The following is a 16,104-nucleotide window of genomic DNA, read 5'->3' as shown; positions in this document are numbered from 1 at the left end:
GCGGCCTCCTCCTGCAAACTGCTTATTTTTCTCGAAACTGGTTGCGGTACTGCGTCGGGGTCAGTTGTGTCTCCCCTTTAAAAATTTTATTGAAATACGAATGCTGATAACCAACCCGCTCGGCAATTTCATTGATCTGCATTTGCGTCGTCGTCAGCAGTTCTTTCGCTTTGTCCATCCGCAGCTTCATGATGTAATCGACATAATTGATCCCGAGAACCTGCTTGAAGGAACGGCTGAGCGTGTACGGACTCGTATGAAACTGCTCGGCGCATTCTTCCAGAGAAATATCGTGCATATAGCGAGTGCCCAACATCTCGGCGGCCTGCTCGACCAACCTTCTGGAGCTGATGTTTTGGACCTTGCCGAATTCCTCCAGATAGGGGGCGATCACTTTTTGGCGGAACCACTTTTTGAGCGCGGCCGGATCGCGAAGCCCAAACATTTCCTCATACAGCTGAACTTCGTTAAACAGCGGAAGCCGGGTAAAGCCAAGCTCGATGAGCATATGTCTCGTACCCCCAAGCAGTTGCAAAATCGCCTGCTGAACGAGCACTTCGCTGTCGCTGAGCCGTTCCGCTTCGTCCATAAAGGCCGAGAAGGAAGCATACGCTTCCTCCTCCAGTCCAAGCCGCATCACATGCAAAAACTGCTTTTCCTGGGCAAAAGGATACTGCACGCTGGACGGATAAGGAGGTTCGTACGCCTCCAGGTCAATGACTTGATGAACTTCCTGCAGCCCGCGAAAACGCGACGCCTGCCGAGCCTCTTCCAGCAGCAGCGGAACCCGGCTCACCTGCCCGATCCATGGGCAGACGATCACTGTTACATGCATGCGCAATATTTTGCTCAGAACGGCAATGAATTCCTGCGACAACTCGTGCAGCATTTTTCGGGATGCTCCGGTATCCGTCCCGGGGTCCGCAATGCACAACAACCCGACGGATAAATCCTGAAAATTAATCGCATGCGCCTGCATCAGCCTTCCCGCCGACAGCTCCTGGGCAATATTGGCTGCGGCAAATGAGACGAGCTGCCTGTCCTGTTCCATGAATTTGCCCGGCCCTTCGTGAAATCCCGAAAGCTGAATCAGCAGCACGGTAAATCGGCGTCCTTCCGTTTCCCAGCCCAAGTGCTCCATCCGCTGACGCAGGCCGGCCTCGTTCGTCGCGTACAAATGCCCTTGCGCGAGCTGCAGCAAAAAGCCTTCCCGAAGCGAAGGTACCGCTTGCTGCAAGCGTTCCTGCAGCGTGCTTCTTTCGCGGGTAAGCGAAGCCCACTGCTGCTCGATAAACTCAATCTCGTGCTTGGCTTCGCCCTTCGCCCCTTCCTTGCCTGCGCCAAAAAGCGCAACGAGCCGTCCGATCGGCCGATACAGCCGGCGCGAAGCGAGCCAGGCGAGCAGCAGCGCCGCCGTCAGGCCCGCCAAGCTGCAGGCGAGGATCCATCTGGAGGTGAGCAGAACGGGCTTCGTCAGCTCGGATAACGGGCTGGCGGTCACATAGATCCAGCCTGCCCGGGTTACATCTCCGAACGATACGATGTACGTCTCGCCGTTCCATTTGAAAGGAAACGACTTGACGTCGTGCCCTTTGTCCAGCACCTGCTGCTTCAAGGCTAACGAGAAATCCAGCACTGTCTCTTTGGGCTCCAGCACCCAGTCGCCCGATTGCTGCATCAGGAATGTCGTCCCTTTATCGCTGCTGGACTGCATGTAGCCGATGGTCCGCTCAAGCTCGTCCCGGTTCAAATTCAATACAAAAGCGCCGAAGGGCTGCTCCGAATGCCACGGCAGCTTGAAAATGATCGATACGGGGAACGTTCGCCGCCCGTTGCCCGACGGAAGCCCGTAAGTCAGAAACAAGCCTTCCTTTTTTTGCAGCAAAGTTTGATACCGCTTCAATCCGTCGCCGCTCAAATAATCGATCCCTGCTGCCGTAACCAATGCCTGCTGCCGGTTCAGGAACAGGTCGGCTTCATCGACCAGAACGTTGGAGCCGCCTACCACGAGCATCGATTGCATCAGCTTCTGCATGTCATCGATATGCTCGATAAACTCGTACTGGTCCAAATAATCGCCAAAAAGCGGGTTGTTCGACCATCGGCTCATCACCATCGAAATTTGATCGAACTGCTTGTTCATAATTTCCGAGTATTGCTCGATTTTGTATTGGTGGGATTTAAACACTTCCTTCTCCACTTGATTAATCCCGATCGCATAGTTGCTGGCAGCGATAAAAAGCGAAGGAATGCTTGTGATCAGCAGGACAAGAACCAGACTCCTTCGAAAATATTGGCCTTTTTCGGCCGAATCCGGCTGCTTAAGCCGTTCCCGCAGTCTCTGTCTCATGAATCCACCTCCGGCACCCAACCGCAAGTATGCAGATGCCCCCACAGCCTCTATGCAGAGCCGTAAGGGCATTTCCCCCCATTATTTGGCTTTGGTGCGCTCCTGATAAGCTTGGTTGTACTCATCTAATATTTTCATATAATTGCTGTCCGTTTTCAATCCTTCGACGAATGTATCCCACTCTTCAAGGGATGTTTTGCCCATAATCACTTTGGTTTTCAAATCCTGAATTTTCTTGTCGTAATCGCTGCCCAGTTTGGAAGCCGTCTCGGACGAAAGCCCGGAGATTGGGCTGGCGATGCTCACATCGGCGGCTTGATCGATCAGCTTTTTCTCCGCCTGCAGTTTATCAGCCGAAAGGCCCGTCCCGAGGTTCGCATATTTATCGAATTTCATGAAAATGTTTTGCATGAACTGAAAGCTCGGATCTTTGCCCGCTTTTTCCGTCAGGACATAGGCGCCGTCTTTTTTCGTAAAATCAACGCCCTCGATACCGTAGTTGGCCAATTCGTGCCCTTCATCCGAAGCGCCGTAGTCAAGGAACGCCAGCAGTTTTTTCACCTTGTCCTGCGGTACTTTTTTGCTAATGACGAACATCCCGAAATGCCCGTTACCTTTGCTCGCATACTTGCCGTTCGGCCCGCTCAAAACGGGAATCCACTCCAAATCCGCATCGGTTTTCCCGGATTTTTTAATTTCCCGCAGCATGCCCGGAATCTGGTTCGGTTTATCGGCGAAGATGCCGGCCTTGCCCGCGAACATCAAATCCTTCGCCTGATCGAGTTTGAGCAAACCGAAATCCTGTGGAATCAGCTTTTCGTCGTAAGCTTTCTTCAGCCATTCCAGCGACTTGCGCATGCCGGGATCGAACGTGACGTCGACCAGCTTGTCGTTAACGGCCTTATACTTACCGCTGCTGCCGGTAAATACGTCCTGAACGAAGCTCAACTGGCCCATATCGGCCTGGTTGACAAACCCGCTCAAGCCGACGGTGCCGGCCTGGCCGTCGGGAGCTTTTTCCTTAAACGCTTTCATCACGCTGTAGAGCTCGTCCATCGTTTCCGGCGCCTTCAGATTGAGCTGCTTCAGCCAATCCGTGCGAATGAGCGGCTGGGCGTTGCCTTCCGTCGGCCGGACCCGCGGCACACCGTACAGCTTGCCGTCGATCAGGTTGTTCCGGAACGTAATATCCGGAAATTTTTTAAAATTTGGATACTCCTTGATCAAGTCGGTCAAATCCCAGAACGCCCCCTGCTTGGCCATATTGCGGAACGCCGCATTGCCAGTATCCGTGACGAGCATCAAATCGGGCAAATCGCCGGAAGCGAGAGTCACGTTCACTTTTTCGTTGAAATTGTTCGGTGTGATCCACGTAATGTTCAGCTTCGTATTCGTACGCTTTTCCACTTCTTTGAGGATCGCATTGTCGGGTGCGGGCGGTTCCTTTTGGTAAAAAATGGACATGATGCTAATTTCCGTCGGCTTATTCTGCTCCGCGTCTTTGTTCGTATCCGCAGTTCCTCCTGCCCCGCTGCCGCAGCCGGCAGTCACAAGCGTCACGCCAAGCAGCGCGGCGAGCGGGAACGTCAAGCGCGCCCCTGTTCTCTTTTTCTTTTTCATACGTTCGGCCTCCCTATTGTTCATTATATGTCTCATTCCTTGACCGAGCCAACCATGGCTCCTTTGGCAAAATGCTTTTGCAGGAATGGATATACCAGCAATATCGGCAGTGTCGAAATGATGACAGCCGCCATCTTTTTCGTCTGCGAGGGGATCGATTGCACCGCCGAGTCGGCGACGGCCCCCGCGCCCATCGATGTGGATGAATCGATCAGCATATTTTGCAGCAAAATTTGCAGCGGCCACTGCTCGGGCTTGTTGATGTAAAGCACAGCTGTGAAAAATGTGCTCCAGTAAGCTACCGCATAGAACAAGCCGAAGGCGGCCAGCGACGGCAGCGACAGCGGCAAAATCACTTTGATCCACACCGTCAGGTCGTTGCAGCCGTCGATCCGCGCCGCTTCCTCCAGGCTGGCCGGGATGGAATCGAAAAATCCTTTCATCAGCAGTACATACCAGCCGCTTGTCAGCACCGGTATAATTAACGACCAGATGCTGTTGATCAGCCCCAAATCCTTGACCACCAAATATCCCGGAATAATCCCCGGATTGAACAGTGTCGTCAGCAAAATGAGCAGCATGAGTATTTTTCTGCCTTTCAACCTTTTTCTCGACAGACCGTAAGAGAGCGAGGAAGTAACGACAAGGCTGCAGGCCGTGCCGACGACCGCCAGGAACGCGCTGACTCCCGTCGCCCGGAGGAACGTATTGGTAGAGAGCAGGTATTCGTAGGAAGCGAGCGTCCACGTTTTGGGAAACAGCAGCAGTCCTCCCTGCCGGTATTCCTCCGGCGTAGCAAACGAGATGACAAGCACATAGTAAAAGGGGAACAAGCAGGCGATGCCGATCAGCAGCAGCATAACGGTGTTCACCGTATCGAACACGCGGTCGAAGAGACTTTTCGCAGCGGTTATTTTCATCAGTACACGCCCTCCTCGCCGAATTTTTTCGAAAGCTTGTTCGCGATAATGACCAGCACGAGGCCGACGATTGATTTGAACAAACCGACCGCAGTGCTGTAGCTGAACTGCCCCTGCAAGATGCCCACCCGGTACACGTAAGTGTCAAATACTTCTGCGACCTCGGAGACGGCGCCGTTCATCATGAGGTAAACCTGCTCGAAGCCGACGTCCATAATATGGCCGATCCGCAGGATCAGCAGGATGACGATGACGTTCCTGATTGCCGGAAGCGTGATGTGCCACATCTGCCTGAGGCGTCCCGCTCCGTCCAGCTTGGCTGCCTCGTACAACTGGGTGTCTACTCCGGCCATGGCCGCCAGGAAGATGACCGTCCCCCAGCCGACTTCCTTCCAGATGGACTGCAGCGTAAGCAGCGCCCAGAAATACCGGGGCTCGGTCAAAAAGTCCACCCGCGCAAAGCCAAGGAATTCAAGCAGTTGATTGACGACCCCTTCCGACTGGGAAAGCAGCAGAAAGCTCATCCCGGCGATAATGACCCACGACAGGAAATGGGGCAAATAGACGATCGATTGAATCGTTTTCTTGTACCATTCCTTTTGGGCCTCATTGAGCATTAGCGATAGGATGATCGGAATCGGAAAAAAGAACAGCAGGCTCAGCGCATTGATCGCCATCGTATTCCGCAGCATTTTGTAAAAATCCGGGCTGGCAAACAGCCTCGCGAAATGTTCGAAACCGACCCATTCGCTATGCCAGAAGCCCGTGTATGGCGAATAATTTTGAAACGAGATCAGTACCCCCCACATCGGCACATATTTAAATACGAGAAAATACAGAAGCCCTGGCGCAACCAATAAGTATAAAAACATATCCTGCTTTATCGCGGCCTTCACATCCCCACACTCCTTTCTTCTACAACTGCATCTGTTCGCTGGGGAAAATTCAACTTGACTATAGGGGAAGCGCCGCTTGAATGCATTAAAAAAATCTTGCCGCGCGCTTTGACCGGCTTTGCACTTTATTGCAGCAAAGCCACTATCCGCCCCCGGCGGGGGCAATTAAAAAAAAGACCTCCCGGTCTCGTCCGTGGAACAATCCACTTCGGAGACCGGAAGGTCTTTTGCTGCTTGCCCTTTCAGCTTACTCGCTAATGTAAGAGCAAATATAGTCGCTGACGGTTTTCACGTCGAGCTTGAATTTGGCATTCGCCGGAACGGTGAACTCGCCTTGTCCGCTGATGGAAATCCATTCGCTGCTGCCCGGAAGCAGAACGTTCAGCTCGCCGGCTTGAATTTCCATAATTTCTTTCGTGTCGGTGCCGAACTCATACTCCCCCGGGAGCAAAATGCCGAGCGTTTTTTTCGTTCCGTCGGCAAATACGACGGTGCGGCTTGTTACTTTGCCGTCGAAATAAACGTTGGCTTTCGTAAGTACAGTTACATTTTCAAAGCTGGACATCGGTAGCGGTTCCCCCTATACGATACGTGTAAATAATCCCATGAGCGGTCGGCTGCTGCAGCTTTGCTTAAGCCAACAGCGCTTTGACTCTGGCTACGACATTCTCGACGGAGAAGCCGTATTCTTTCAGAACTTTATCTCCAGGCGCAGAAGCGCCGAACGTGCTGATGCCGAGGATCGAGCCTTGGTCGCCTACGTATTTTTCCCAGCCGAGCGGGTAAGCCATCTCGACGGCGAGACGTTTTTTCACGTCAGGCAGGATGACGGAATCTTTGTAAGCTTGCGGCTGTTTGTCGAACAGCTCCAGGCTCGGCATGCTGACGACGCGGACGTGGATGCCTTCCGCCTGCAGCTGCTTCTGAGCCGCCACAGCCAGCTGAACTTCGGAGCCGGTCGCCAAAATTTGCGCGTCAGGCTTGCCGTTAGCCGCATCGGCGATGACGTAAGCGCCTTTGTCGATGTTCGCTTTCGCCAGTTCCGCGGAGCCTTCCAGAATCGGCAGGTTCTGACGAGTCAGTACCAGCGCGACCGGACCTTCCTGCTGGGCCAGCGCATAGCGCCACGCTTGGGAAGTTTCGTTCGCATCCGCCGGACGCAGAACGGTGATGCCAGGGATAATGCGCAGCGCAGGAAGCTGCTCGATCGGTTCGTGCGTCGGTCCGTCTTCGCCGACGGCGATGCTGTCGTGCGTCAGGACGTAGACGACAGGCAGCTTCATCAGGGCAGCGAGGCGGATCGATGCGCGCAGGTAGTCGGAGAATACGAAGAAAGTCGCTCCGTACACTTTCAGACCGCCGTGCAGCGCCATGCCGTTCATCGCCGTGCCCATGCCGAATTCGCGCACGCCGAACCACAGGTTGCGGCCCGCATAGCTGCTGGCGCTGTAGTTGGCTTCGCCTTTGATCATCGTGTTGTTCGAGCTGGCGAGGTCGGCCGAACCGCCGATCAATTGCGGCAGCTTGCCTGCAATCGCATTGATCGCGTTGCCGGAAGCCGCGCGGGTCGCCAGAGGCTTGTCTTCCGTCGTATATACGGGAAGCTCCGCATCCCAGCCTGCAGGCAGCTCGCCGCCGACAGCCATATTGAACTGAGCACCAAGCTCAGGATAAGCTTTGACGTAGTCAGCAAGCAGCGCGCTCCAAGCTTGTTCGGCTTTGCTTCCGTTTTCTTTAACTTTCGCGTAGTGCGCTCTGACTTCGTCCGGCACGAGGAAGTCCGGCTCTTCAGGCCAGCCGTACGCTTGCTTGGTCAGCTTGGCTTCTTCCGTTCCGAGCGGGGAACCGTGAGGGCCCGCATGTCCGCCTTTGCCGCCTTTGTTCGGGCTGCCGAAGCCGATTGTCGTCTTCACTTCGATCAATGTCGGACGGGTCGTGTCCGCTTTCGCTTCTTCCAGCGCTTTGGAAATCGCGGCCAAATTGTTTTCCTCTTCGACGCGCAGCACTTGCCAGCCGTAAGCTTCAAAGCGCTTTTGCACGTTTTCGGAGAAAGCCATGTTCAGCTCGCCGTCCAGCGAAATGTCGTTGGAATCGTAGAGCATGATCAGCTTGCCGAGCTTCAGGTGCCCGGCCAGGGATACCGCTTCGGAAGATACGCCTTCCATCATGTCCCCGTCGCCGCAAATCGCATATGTATAGTGATCGATGACAGGGAAATTATCTTTATTGTAAGTTTCTCTCAGGTGAGCTTCAGCCATAGCCATACCGACAGCCATGCCGATGCCTTGTCCGAGAGGACCCGTCGTAGCGTCTACGCCGGCCGTATGGCCGTACTCGGGATGCCCTGGAGTTTTGCTTCCCCATTGGCGGAAATTTTTAATATCGTCGATCGACAGGTCATACCCGCACAGGTGAAGCAGGCTGTAGAGCAGCATGGAGCCGTGTCCCGCGGACAAAACGAAGCGGTCGCGGTTGACCCATTTCGGATTCGCCGGATTGTGCTTCATATGCTGGGTCCACAGCACGTAGGCCATCGGTGCGGCGCCCATCACCATGCCGGGATGTCCGGATTTCGACTTTTCAATCGCATCGATACCGAGTGTGCGGATCGTGTTTACAGCAAGCTGGTCGATGTTTTGGTTCGTAACTGTCATCAAAGTTTCCCTCCTATATGTGGTTCTTTCTGCTTGTTTCCCCTACTTGTACATACAAGTCAGTCTTCTCACTTGAATTATTGTACCATTTGCTTTGAGGCATTGCCACAATAAACCGTTAAAATCTTCATGACCGTGCGGATGGAGCTTCATTTTCGGAAAAAAGAGCCAAATTTTTCGTCAATTTTCGAAACAAAACGTATCGCCCACGCGTCTAATTACTATAGATACCCTAAATGTGCCTTAGGAGGTGCCCATCGTGCCGACCGCCTGGACGGAACGTGAAGTGATTCATTTGTTAAACCGCACCGCATTTAGCGTTAACCCGGCAGCCATCGAAGCCTGCTTGTCCTTCGGCAAGGAGGAAACCGTAAAGCGGCTTATCGCCGGCAAACCGCTGGTCTCCGCGGCAGCCCCTCTGTCCGCCATCAATGAGTTGAAATCGGGCGACGGAACACTGCAAGCAAAGCTGCTGGACGACCAGATTGTGTACTGGCTGTACCGGATGATGAATTCCACAGCTCCCCTGATCGAAAAAATGACGTTGTTTTGGCATGGGCATTTTGCCACATCGTTTTACAAAGTCCAAAGCATGCCGCTTATGCTGCAGCAAATCGAGACACTCCGCACCCACGCCCTCGGCCCCATCCGCGACCTGCTTATTGCCGTCAGCAAAGATCCGGCCATGATGCTTTGGCTCGATGCGGGCTATAACAAAAAAGGAAACCCCAACGAAAACTATTCGCGCGAGCTTATGGAATTGTTCACACTGGGAATCGGCAATTATACCGAACAGGACGTTCGCGAAGGAGCCCGCGCTCTTACCGGCTGGAGCTACAATGCCGAAACTTTCAAGGTTGTCTTTGACGCCAAACATTTCGACAGCGGCACGAAAACGTATCTCGGCGAAACCGGCAACCTGGGCCTTGTCGAGGTGATCGACGTTCTGCTGAAACAAAAAGCGTTGTACGCTTTTCTGGCCCGCAAGCTGCTGCAGGCGTTCGCCGTGGAAAATCCTTCGGATGCGTGGGTCCATAAGCTTGCTTCCCACCTGACCAAAGCGAAAAATATCGGAGAAACGATGAAATTTCTGCTGACGTCCGATGAGTTTTACCATGATTCCACAATGATGTCGCTGGTCAAATCCCCTCCCGAATACATGACCTCTATTATCAAAACCCTCTCGCTTTCTACGGATATTCATTTTGCATATGCGATCAAGGAAATGGGGCAGGAATTGTACGCTCCGCCGAATGTAGCCGGATGGCCCGGGCATGCCGAATGGCTGACGACCAACTATTATTTGGCCCGCTTCCAGTTTGCCGAGTATGCCGCGGCTCGCGCTTCCGCGAAATTTTTCGCCCAGTGGGAAGGGCCGGTTCAGGCCGAAACGATGATCAAAGCGTGGTGCCGCCTTTTGGGAATCGGCAAATTGAGCGACGTCTCCTTGAAAGGGCTGCTTCGTTATGCGGGCGAGGCTCCGGATCCCGGCGATTTGAAGGAACATGCCAAACGAAAGCTGCTGCAGTTGCTGCTCATGTGTCCCGAAGCCCAGCTCAAATAGGAAGGGAGGTAGCTTAAAAAATGAAACTGACGAGAAGACAATTTTTGAAAAAAGGGACCGGGCTGCTGGCCACTCTCAGCTTCGGCGGCGCCTTTCTGAGCGCGGATGCCGATTCCATCCTTTATGCGAACTCGGCGGCCTCCAAGCCTGAAGTCAAAAATCCCGTACTGGTCGTGGTCCAGCTCTCGGGGGGTAACGACGGCCTGAATACGCTGATTCCCTACGGGGCGGGCGAATATTACGATACCCGGCCTAAGTTAAGCTTCAAGCAAAGCCAGGTGCTCGCCATCGACAACCAGCTAGGCTTCCATCCGAAGCTGGAGGAGATGCATCGAATGTATCAGGAAGGCAAGCTGGCAATCATTCAGGGCGTAGGCTATCCGAACCCGAACCGCTCGCATTTTCGCTCCATGGACATCTGGCAGACCGCCGAGCCCGCGAAACAGTACATTAGCGGGTGGCTGGGCCGCTATGTGGATTTGTCCAAGCCGTCCGCTCCCCTTCCGGCGATTCAGATCGGGGATAGGGCGAACAAAGCGCTGTACACCCAAAACTACGATGTGCCGGTCGTCCAATCGCTAGGGCAGTTCCGTGCCTTCAATCCGAAGCAGAGTGCCGCGGAGAACGGCAAGCTCGAGCAAATTTTGAAGGACATTTACAATGCTCCCGGCAAGCCGGAATATCTCCGCGTCTCCGCTCAAAGAGGCAGAAGCGCCTTTGAATACGCCGAGGCGATCGAGGCCATGACCAGCAAGTATCAGCCGCTGACGGCTTATCCGGACTCCAAATTCGCCCAGCGCATGCAGTTGATCGCCAAGCTGATTTCCGGCAAATCCGGCACTCGCGTTTACTATGCCGAGCTGGGCGGGTTTGACGATCATGCGAACGAGGCGCAGCAGCATAACCGGACTTTGAGTGATCTGGACGGCACCTTGAGCGCTTTTTACAAAGATCTGCAGCTGCATCAGCTGCAAAACGATGTCGTCGTTATGGTTTTTTCCGAATTCGGACGGCGCCTCAAGGAAAACAGCAGCGGCGGGACGGATCACGGCACGGCGGCTCCCGTATTCGTGCTTGGAGGCAGCGTCAAAGGCGGCTTGTACGGCTCCTATCCGAGCCTCAGCAAGCTTGACAACGGGGACCTTATATACTCCGTGGATTTCCGGTCCATCTACTACACGCTGATCGATTCCTGGCTCAAGGGGGATGCACAGGGCGTTCTTTTCAAATCCTACGAAAAAATCCCCTTCATCTGATCCGTTCGCTGACGGCAAAAAGGCTGACCCCGATTCGCGCCGGGATCAGCCTCTTTTTGTGGCTGGAAAAATAGATATTTAGGAGAACACGACCGTTTTGTTGTTGTGCACGATGATGCGGTCTTCGACATGCCAAGCGACGGCTCTGGCCAAAACGCTGCGCTCGATCTGGCGACCGATTCTTTTCAGATCCTCCACGTTGTCGCGGTGGCTGACGCGCTGGACGTCCTGCTCGATGATCGGTCCGCCATCGAGTTCCTCCGTCACGTAGTGCGCCGTCGCCCCGATGATTTTCACGCCGCGGTTATGCGCGCGATCGTACGGCTTGCCGCCGATAAACGCCGGAAGGAACGAATGGTGAATATTGATGATTCTGTCGGCGTAATGCTGGATAAAGGACGGCGAGATGATCTGCATGTATCTGGCCAAAATAATCGCGTCCACATTGTCGCCAAGTACGGAGAGCTGCTGCTCTTCGGCCTGCTGCTTCGTGTCGGCGGTCACCGGGATGTGGTGGAACGGAATGCCGAACGATTCCACCGTAGCTTTCGTATCCGGGTGGTTGCTGACCACCATCGCAATCTCGACGTCGAGATCACCCGAACGCCAATGCCACAGCAGCTCAAGCAGACAGTGGTCCTCCTTCGAAACGAAAATGGCGATGCGCTTCTTTCTGCTCGCCAAGCTCAAATTCCAATCCATTTGAAACTTGTCGGCCACCACGGCAAAATCCTGCCGAAAGCCGCCGATTTTCCGCTCGATCTCCGGAAGATCGAATTCGATCCGGATAAAGAACAGCCCGCCTTCCGGGTCCATCGTATATTGATCCGATTGCACGATGTTTGCGCCGTGCTCGAACAAAAACTGCGATACCGCAGCCACGATGCCCGGCTGATCCGGACAAGAGATAAGCATCCTGGCCCGATTGTTTTGTTCTGCTGCTGGTTTTGTCAAGGAATTGCCTGTTACCCGTTCCATCTTATCCTCCTCAAGTAAAAGCGGCGCTTGTGCTGTGTTGTTTGCGGCTTGGATTAAGCTTGCTTCAGCGCCTCTTTGCCGGCCAGCCAAACAGTCAGCCTTTGGTTGATTTGTTCTTCGCTGAGTTCAGGGAATAACCCCTCCTCATGAAGCAAATCGTACAAGCGTTCCATCGGCTCGCGGCCGTCCGCTTTTTTCGCTTTGGCATCCGTTTTGAGCAGATCCCATGTTTTTAAAATATAGTCGCGGTGATGAATGTCTTTCTTCGTCAGCAAATGATCGATGCGCTCCACATGATCCAGGAACTCGCCCCCGAAACGCCCGCTCAAATTGCCTGACAGCAGCGCAATCTCGGCTTCGTACATCGGACGCTGCGTTTTGTCTTCCTTCCCGATCCACGGCGTCTCCAGAATCATCGGCCGTGATTTGAGCTTCTCGTGATTTACAACTCTGCTCATGGCCTCATAACCGATCCAGCCCGACCCTACAGGGGCATGGCGGTCTTTCGAAGCGCCGCGCGGATTTTTGCTGTCGTTCAAATGAATAACCGCAATGCGGTCCAGACCGACGGTGCGGTCAAATTGCTCCAAAACCCCGTCCAGATCGTTGATGATATCGTATCCGGCATCGTGCACGTGGCAGGTGTCCAGACATACGGTCAGACGGCCGTTATCCTGCACCTTTTCGATAATTGCGGCAATTTCCTCAAAGCTTCTGCCGATTTCCGAGCCTTTGCCCGCCATCGTCTCCAAAGCGATATTCACTTTCGTCTCTTTGGTCCCTTCAAGAACCATGTTCAACCCTTCCGCGATGCGGTTTATGCCGTATTCGGCATCCTTGTCCGTATAAGCGCCGGGGTGCAGAACGATATTGCGCACTCCCAAATAGTCGGTTCTGCGGATTTCTTCCTGCAGGAAATTCACCGCGAGATCAAAAGTATCTTCTTTATATGATCCCAAATTGATGATGTACGGGGCGTGCACGATGATTTCGTCAATCCCGTGCTTGTCCATCAATGCCTTGCCCTCTTCGATGTATTGCGATTCTATCGGCTTGCGCCGTGTATTTTGCGGTGCACCCGTGTAAATCATAAATGTGGAAGAACCGTAGGTAACGGCTTCCTCAGCGGCATTCAGCAGTCCTTTATCCGAGAACGAAACGTGCGACCCGATTTTCGGCATGTTTCTTGCTCCTTTGCTTTTGGTTAGTTCTTGTCTATTTTACTAAGAAAGTCGCAAGAAATCTAGAAATGATATATAATTTATATAGCTACGACTCGTAACAGAGGTGAAAAGTATCGTGAACAACTCCGCGTTTATGTGGTTTATTATTTTCTGGGTATTCGTTCTGCTGTTTTTCATGTCGGTGGGCGGGTATTTCATGTTCCGCAAGTTTTTGAAGGTGCTGCCCAAAGAAGACGGCAAATCCAAGCTCGACTGGCAAAATCATTACGTCGAATCTTCCCGCCACCTGTGGACCGACGATTCGAAAGCGTTCCTCGACCAACTGGTCTCCCCTGTGCCCACGGCGTTCCGCGATATCGCCAAGCATTCCATCGCCGCCAAGATCGGCGAAGTCGCTTTGGAGGAGCAAGCCAAGGAAGTGACGCGCGACCACTGCATCAAAGGATACATATTGGCAACTCCGCGCAGAGATTACCGGAGTCTAACTAGCTTCCTGGATAAACATCAGATCGACTACAGCGCATACAAGCATCTGTTGAATTAAGCGAAAAAGCTGTTCCCCGTCAAGCCTAGAATCGGCTTCAGGGAGCAGCTTTTTGCGCCGGTACTAGCTGTCCAGGGCCATCTGCAGCTATATTTATAGGGTCGCGTGTAATCAACTCCGCGCTTTCTTAATAACAACTCGGAAAAGTCATGACCAGAGAACATACGACCAAGCCTCCCAAGATGCGGCTTCAGATCAAAGTCACTCACTGTTGCTGTTCTGCTTCCAGCGCCTCCTCATCCGTATCCCGTGTCAACACGCTTAGCAAAGGCAAAAACAAAATGTCCTCTGTATAAGGAAACACAACTGGGCATATTAGATCGAAAGCAGGCCCACTAGCAAAAAACTTTATAAAAACGAAAAAAGCCCCGTTTTCACAGAAGCTTTTCTCAACACGTGATCTCACCTTGCGGTGAATAAACATATATGCAATTGAATCCATTATCCCTATTATTAATACTATATCACGTATGTACTGCATACGCAACATATATCTACATAATCTAGAGCTTTGAAAGATCAACACCAGCTGCTGCGGCTGCTTCTTGAATCATTGCTTCTACTCCACTTTGCTCTGAAAGGCTCTTAAGTAGTTGGATCAGCCTGTCAGCCTGTAAATTTCTACTATAGCTCGGAAACAAATTCAGCACATAGTCCTCTAATTCACTCAAAAGTAAATCCTCGACCGTATTTTTTCGAGCTACAAGGAGCAACTAAAATACTATTAAAATCAATGATGAGCACGACACATGGATGCTCAAACTGAGGTTCATGACCAAAATTTGTAGCGCCAAGATCCGCCATTAAGATTGTACCGGGAGCATAGTAAGTTGTCCTATCCCCATGTGCAAGGCTTTTCAACCATCGTTCATGAAAAAGAATCCAATGGCCTAAATCATGCACCGAAAGATTAGGAACATGATCAATTAGATTCCATATTTTCAACTTATACTGATCAAAAACAAATGCATTATCCTTACCTGTAACGCTTTTTACAATTGAACTCTTAGTTTCACGTTTAATACTTCGATTATCAATTGTAAACAGAAAAACTTACCTCCATACTAATTGCTTGATCAATATCCCCTAGTTAGCATAGCATACAATATTCCTTTTTTTAACTATTCAGGATTTTAGATGGAAAGGAAAGCTTGAAATTTTCATCCCTTCAGCGCAGTTCCGAAAGCTAAGGAGACCCCGCTTTCGTGGCGGGAGGCATCTCTTACGCATAAACCGGTTGTCCACAGAAAGCCTGCGAAAGTGCGGCTTTTTGCTCCTCCCCGATCCGCATGCCTTGAAATGTTCCTGCAAATCTGCAGGCTTCTCCGCTCATGCGCGGGGCCCAGTCGGGCTCAGTTCCATTTGCTCAGGAATTCCTGCACAACAATCACAGGCTTTTCCTCCAACAAGTCGGTTTCCTCGAAACAGCCTGCACTTTCCAGGCTGCTTGAGAAAGTCACACGCCGGAGCCAGCAGCACATCTGCCAGGTAACGCGCAGAAAACCGAGTCAGACTGTTAATACTCTCACGCTGGAAGGTCACACATTTACTTGGAAACGAGTAAAAACCTGCAAAAGTGCAGTTTTTTGCTCGCCGATACGCTGTCAGCGAATAATTCCTGCAATTGTGCAGGCTTTTTACCGGACACACGGCCTCCGATTCATTTTCGTCGAAAATTCCTGCACTTTCGCAGGCTTTTAACCAAAACGGACCATATTAACAGAAAAAGCCTGCACTTTTGCAGGTTTTTCCCCGGCCTGGTCTGCCAAGCAGCCTCGTACCACCTTCTGTACAGCGCCGCAACCCAAGCCGCCTCACGCCCCCGCTGTACAGCGCCGCAACGAGCGACGGGAAAGGACTGCGCCGCCAGCGGAGCGCGCTTCCCGCCCGACAATGCCGCTTCACACGATGATCGGAGCATCAGGCGGCCAGCTGCGGCTTTTTTTCGCGAAAAAAAGCCTTTTATGTCGACAATTCATTCCATTATATTCAAGAATCTGTTAATCTATAAGTAGAAGATTCGCAGATTCATAGACGGTTTTGGCCGATTTCCAATAATTTCCGACGTTTTTGACATACTAACAAGGAGGACTTGAAATTATACAATTTACGGCAGCAAGCATACAGCACAAAGGAGA

The 16,104-nt window shown here is 52.4% G+C and carries 12 protein-coding genes; 3 read left to right on the top strand and 9 right to left on the bottom strand.

The features are described 5' to 3' along the window. Positions 1 to 22: 22 nt before the first annotated feature. The 6 genes from AC3G2T_RS02300 to tkt all read right to left on the bottom strand — a co-directional run bounded on the left by AC3G2T_RS02300 (position 23) and on the right by tkt (position 8,440). Positions 23 to 2,350 carry an AraC family transcriptional regulator gene (locus AC3G2T_RS02300; protein ID WP_488434380.1) on the bottom strand — a complete coding sequence of 776 codons (2,328 nt, stop codon included), beginning with the start codon at positions 2,348 to 2,350 and terminating at the stop codon, positions 23 to 25. Positions 2,351 to 2,431: 81 nt separating this feature from the next. Next, positions 2,432 to 3,970, bottom strand: a complete 1,539-nt coding sequence (locus tag AC3G2T_RS02295) for an extracellular solute-binding protein (RefSeq protein ID WP_488434379.1) — start codon at positions 3,968 to 3,970, stop codon at positions 2,432 to 2,434. 32 nt (positions 3,971 to 4,002) lie between these two features. After that, positions 4,003 to 4,890 carry a carbohydrate ABC transporter permease gene (locus AC3G2T_RS02290; RefSeq protein WP_488434378.1) on the bottom strand — a complete coding sequence of 296 codons (888 nt, stop codon included), beginning with the start codon at positions 4,888 to 4,890 and terminating at the stop codon, positions 4,003 to 4,005. Beyond that, complete coding sequence (locus AC3G2T_RS02285) at positions 4,890 to 5,762, bottom strand: ABC transporter permease (protein WP_474684117.1); 873 nt, start codon at positions 5,760 to 5,762, stop codon at positions 4,890 to 4,892. Before AC3G2T_RS02285 ends, AC3G2T_RS02290 begins: the two co-directional genes overlap by 1 nt. A 271-nt stretch (positions 5,763 to 6,033) precedes the next feature. Then, positions 6,034 to 6,351 (bottom strand): pyrimidine/purine nucleoside phosphorylase, encoded by a 318-nt coding sequence (ppnP, locus tag AC3G2T_RS02280; protein ID WP_474684048.1) that lies wholly within the window; start codon positions 6,349 to 6,351, stop codon positions 6,034 to 6,036. A 67-nt stretch (positions 6,352 to 6,418) separates the two neighbouring features. Beyond that, entirely contained in the window at positions 6,419 to 8,440 is a 2,022-nt protein-coding gene (tkt, locus tag AC3G2T_RS02275; RefSeq protein WP_474684047.1) for a transketolase, read from the bottom strand. A 259-nt stretch (positions 8,441 to 8,699) separates the two neighbouring features. Between tkt and AC3G2T_RS02270 the strand changes: the two genes are divergently transcribed. After that, on the top strand, positions 8,700 to 10,004 hold the full coding sequence (locus AC3G2T_RS02270) for a DUF1800 domain-containing protein (RefSeq protein WP_488434377.1): 1,305 nt from the start codon (positions 8,700 to 8,702) through the stop codon (positions 10,002 to 10,004). 20 nt (positions 10,005 to 10,024) lie between these two features. After that, entirely contained in the window at positions 10,025 to 11,260 is a 1,236-nt protein-coding gene (locus AC3G2T_RS02265; RefSeq protein ID WP_488434376.1) for a DUF1501 domain-containing protein, read from the top strand. 78 nt (positions 11,261 to 11,338) lie between these two features. Here the strand turns inward: AC3G2T_RS02265 and purU are convergent, their stop codons facing one another. Then, positions 11,339 to 12,238 (bottom strand): formyltetrahydrofolate deformylase, encoded by a 900-nt coding sequence (gene purU / locus AC3G2T_RS02260; RefSeq protein ID WP_488434375.1) that lies wholly within the window; start codon positions 12,236 to 12,238, stop codon positions 11,339 to 11,341. A 53-nt stretch (positions 12,239 to 12,291) separates the two neighbouring features. Then, positions 12,292 to 13,419 (bottom strand): deoxyribonuclease IV, encoded by a 1,128-nt coding sequence (locus AC3G2T_RS02255; RefSeq protein ID WP_474684041.1) that lies wholly within the window; start codon positions 13,417 to 13,419, stop codon positions 12,292 to 12,294. A 136-nt stretch (positions 13,420 to 13,555) separates the two neighbouring features. Here AC3G2T_RS02255 and AC3G2T_RS02250 point away from each other — a divergent pair, with 136 nt between their 5' ends. Continuing rightward, positions 13,556 to 13,966, top strand: coding sequence for a DUF2621 domain-containing protein (locus AC3G2T_RS02250; RefSeq protein WP_488434424.1), 411 nt, complete (start codon positions 13,556 to 13,558; stop codon positions 13,964 to 13,966). 503 nt (positions 13,967 to 14,469) lie between these two features. On the opposite strand, the gene AC3G2T_RS02245 is transcribed toward AC3G2T_RS02250, so the two are convergent. After that, entirely contained in the window at positions 14,470 to 14,637 is a 168-nt protein-coding gene (locus tag AC3G2T_RS02245; RefSeq protein WP_488434374.1) for a hypothetical protein, read from the bottom strand. Positions 14,638 to 16,104 lie beyond the last annotated feature (1,467 nt).

It is taken from the genome of Paenibacillus sp. sgz302191, from assembly GCF_057749925.1.
This window is presented reverse-complemented; position numbering and strand designations above follow the sequence as displayed.

Coding starts and splice junctions, on each gene's coding strand:
- AC3G2T_RS02250 (WP_488434424.1), top strand. CDS start 13,556: ATGTGGTTTATTATTTTCTGGGTATTCGTTCTGCTGTTTTTCATGTCG.
- AC3G2T_RS02290 (WP_488434378.1), bottom strand. CDS start 4,890: ATGAAAATAACCGCTGCGAAAAGTCTCTTCGACCGCGTGTTCGATACG.
- AC3G2T_RS02300 (WP_488434380.1), bottom strand. CDS start 2,350: ATGAGACAGAGACTGCGGGAACGGCTTAAGCAGCCGGATTCGGCCGAA.
- AC3G2T_RS02285 (WP_474684117.1), bottom strand. CDS start 5,762: ATGTTTTTATACTTATTGGTTGCGCCAGGGCTTCTGTATTTTCTCGTA.
- AC3G2T_RS02295 (WP_488434379.1), bottom strand. CDS start 3,970: ATGAAAAAGAAAAAGAGAACAGGGGCGCGCTTGACGTTCCCGCTCGCC.
- AC3G2T_RS02265 (WP_488434376.1), top strand. CDS start 10,025: ATGAAACTGACGAGAAGACAATTTTTGAAAAAAGGGACCGGGCTGCTG.
- purU (WP_488434375.1), bottom strand. CDS start 12,238: ATGGAACGGGTAACAGGCAATTCCTTGACAAAACCAGCAGCAGAACAA.
- tkt (WP_474684047.1), bottom strand. CDS start 8,440: ATGACAGTTACGAACCAAAACATCGACCAGCTTGCTGTAAACACGATC.
- AC3G2T_RS02255 (WP_474684041.1), bottom strand. CDS start 13,419: ATGCCGAAAATCGGGTCGCACGTTTCGTTCTCGGATAAAGGACTGCTG.
- ppnP (WP_474684048.1), bottom strand. CDS start 6,351: ATGTCCAGCTTTGAAAATGTAACTGTACTTACGAAAGCCAACGTTTAT.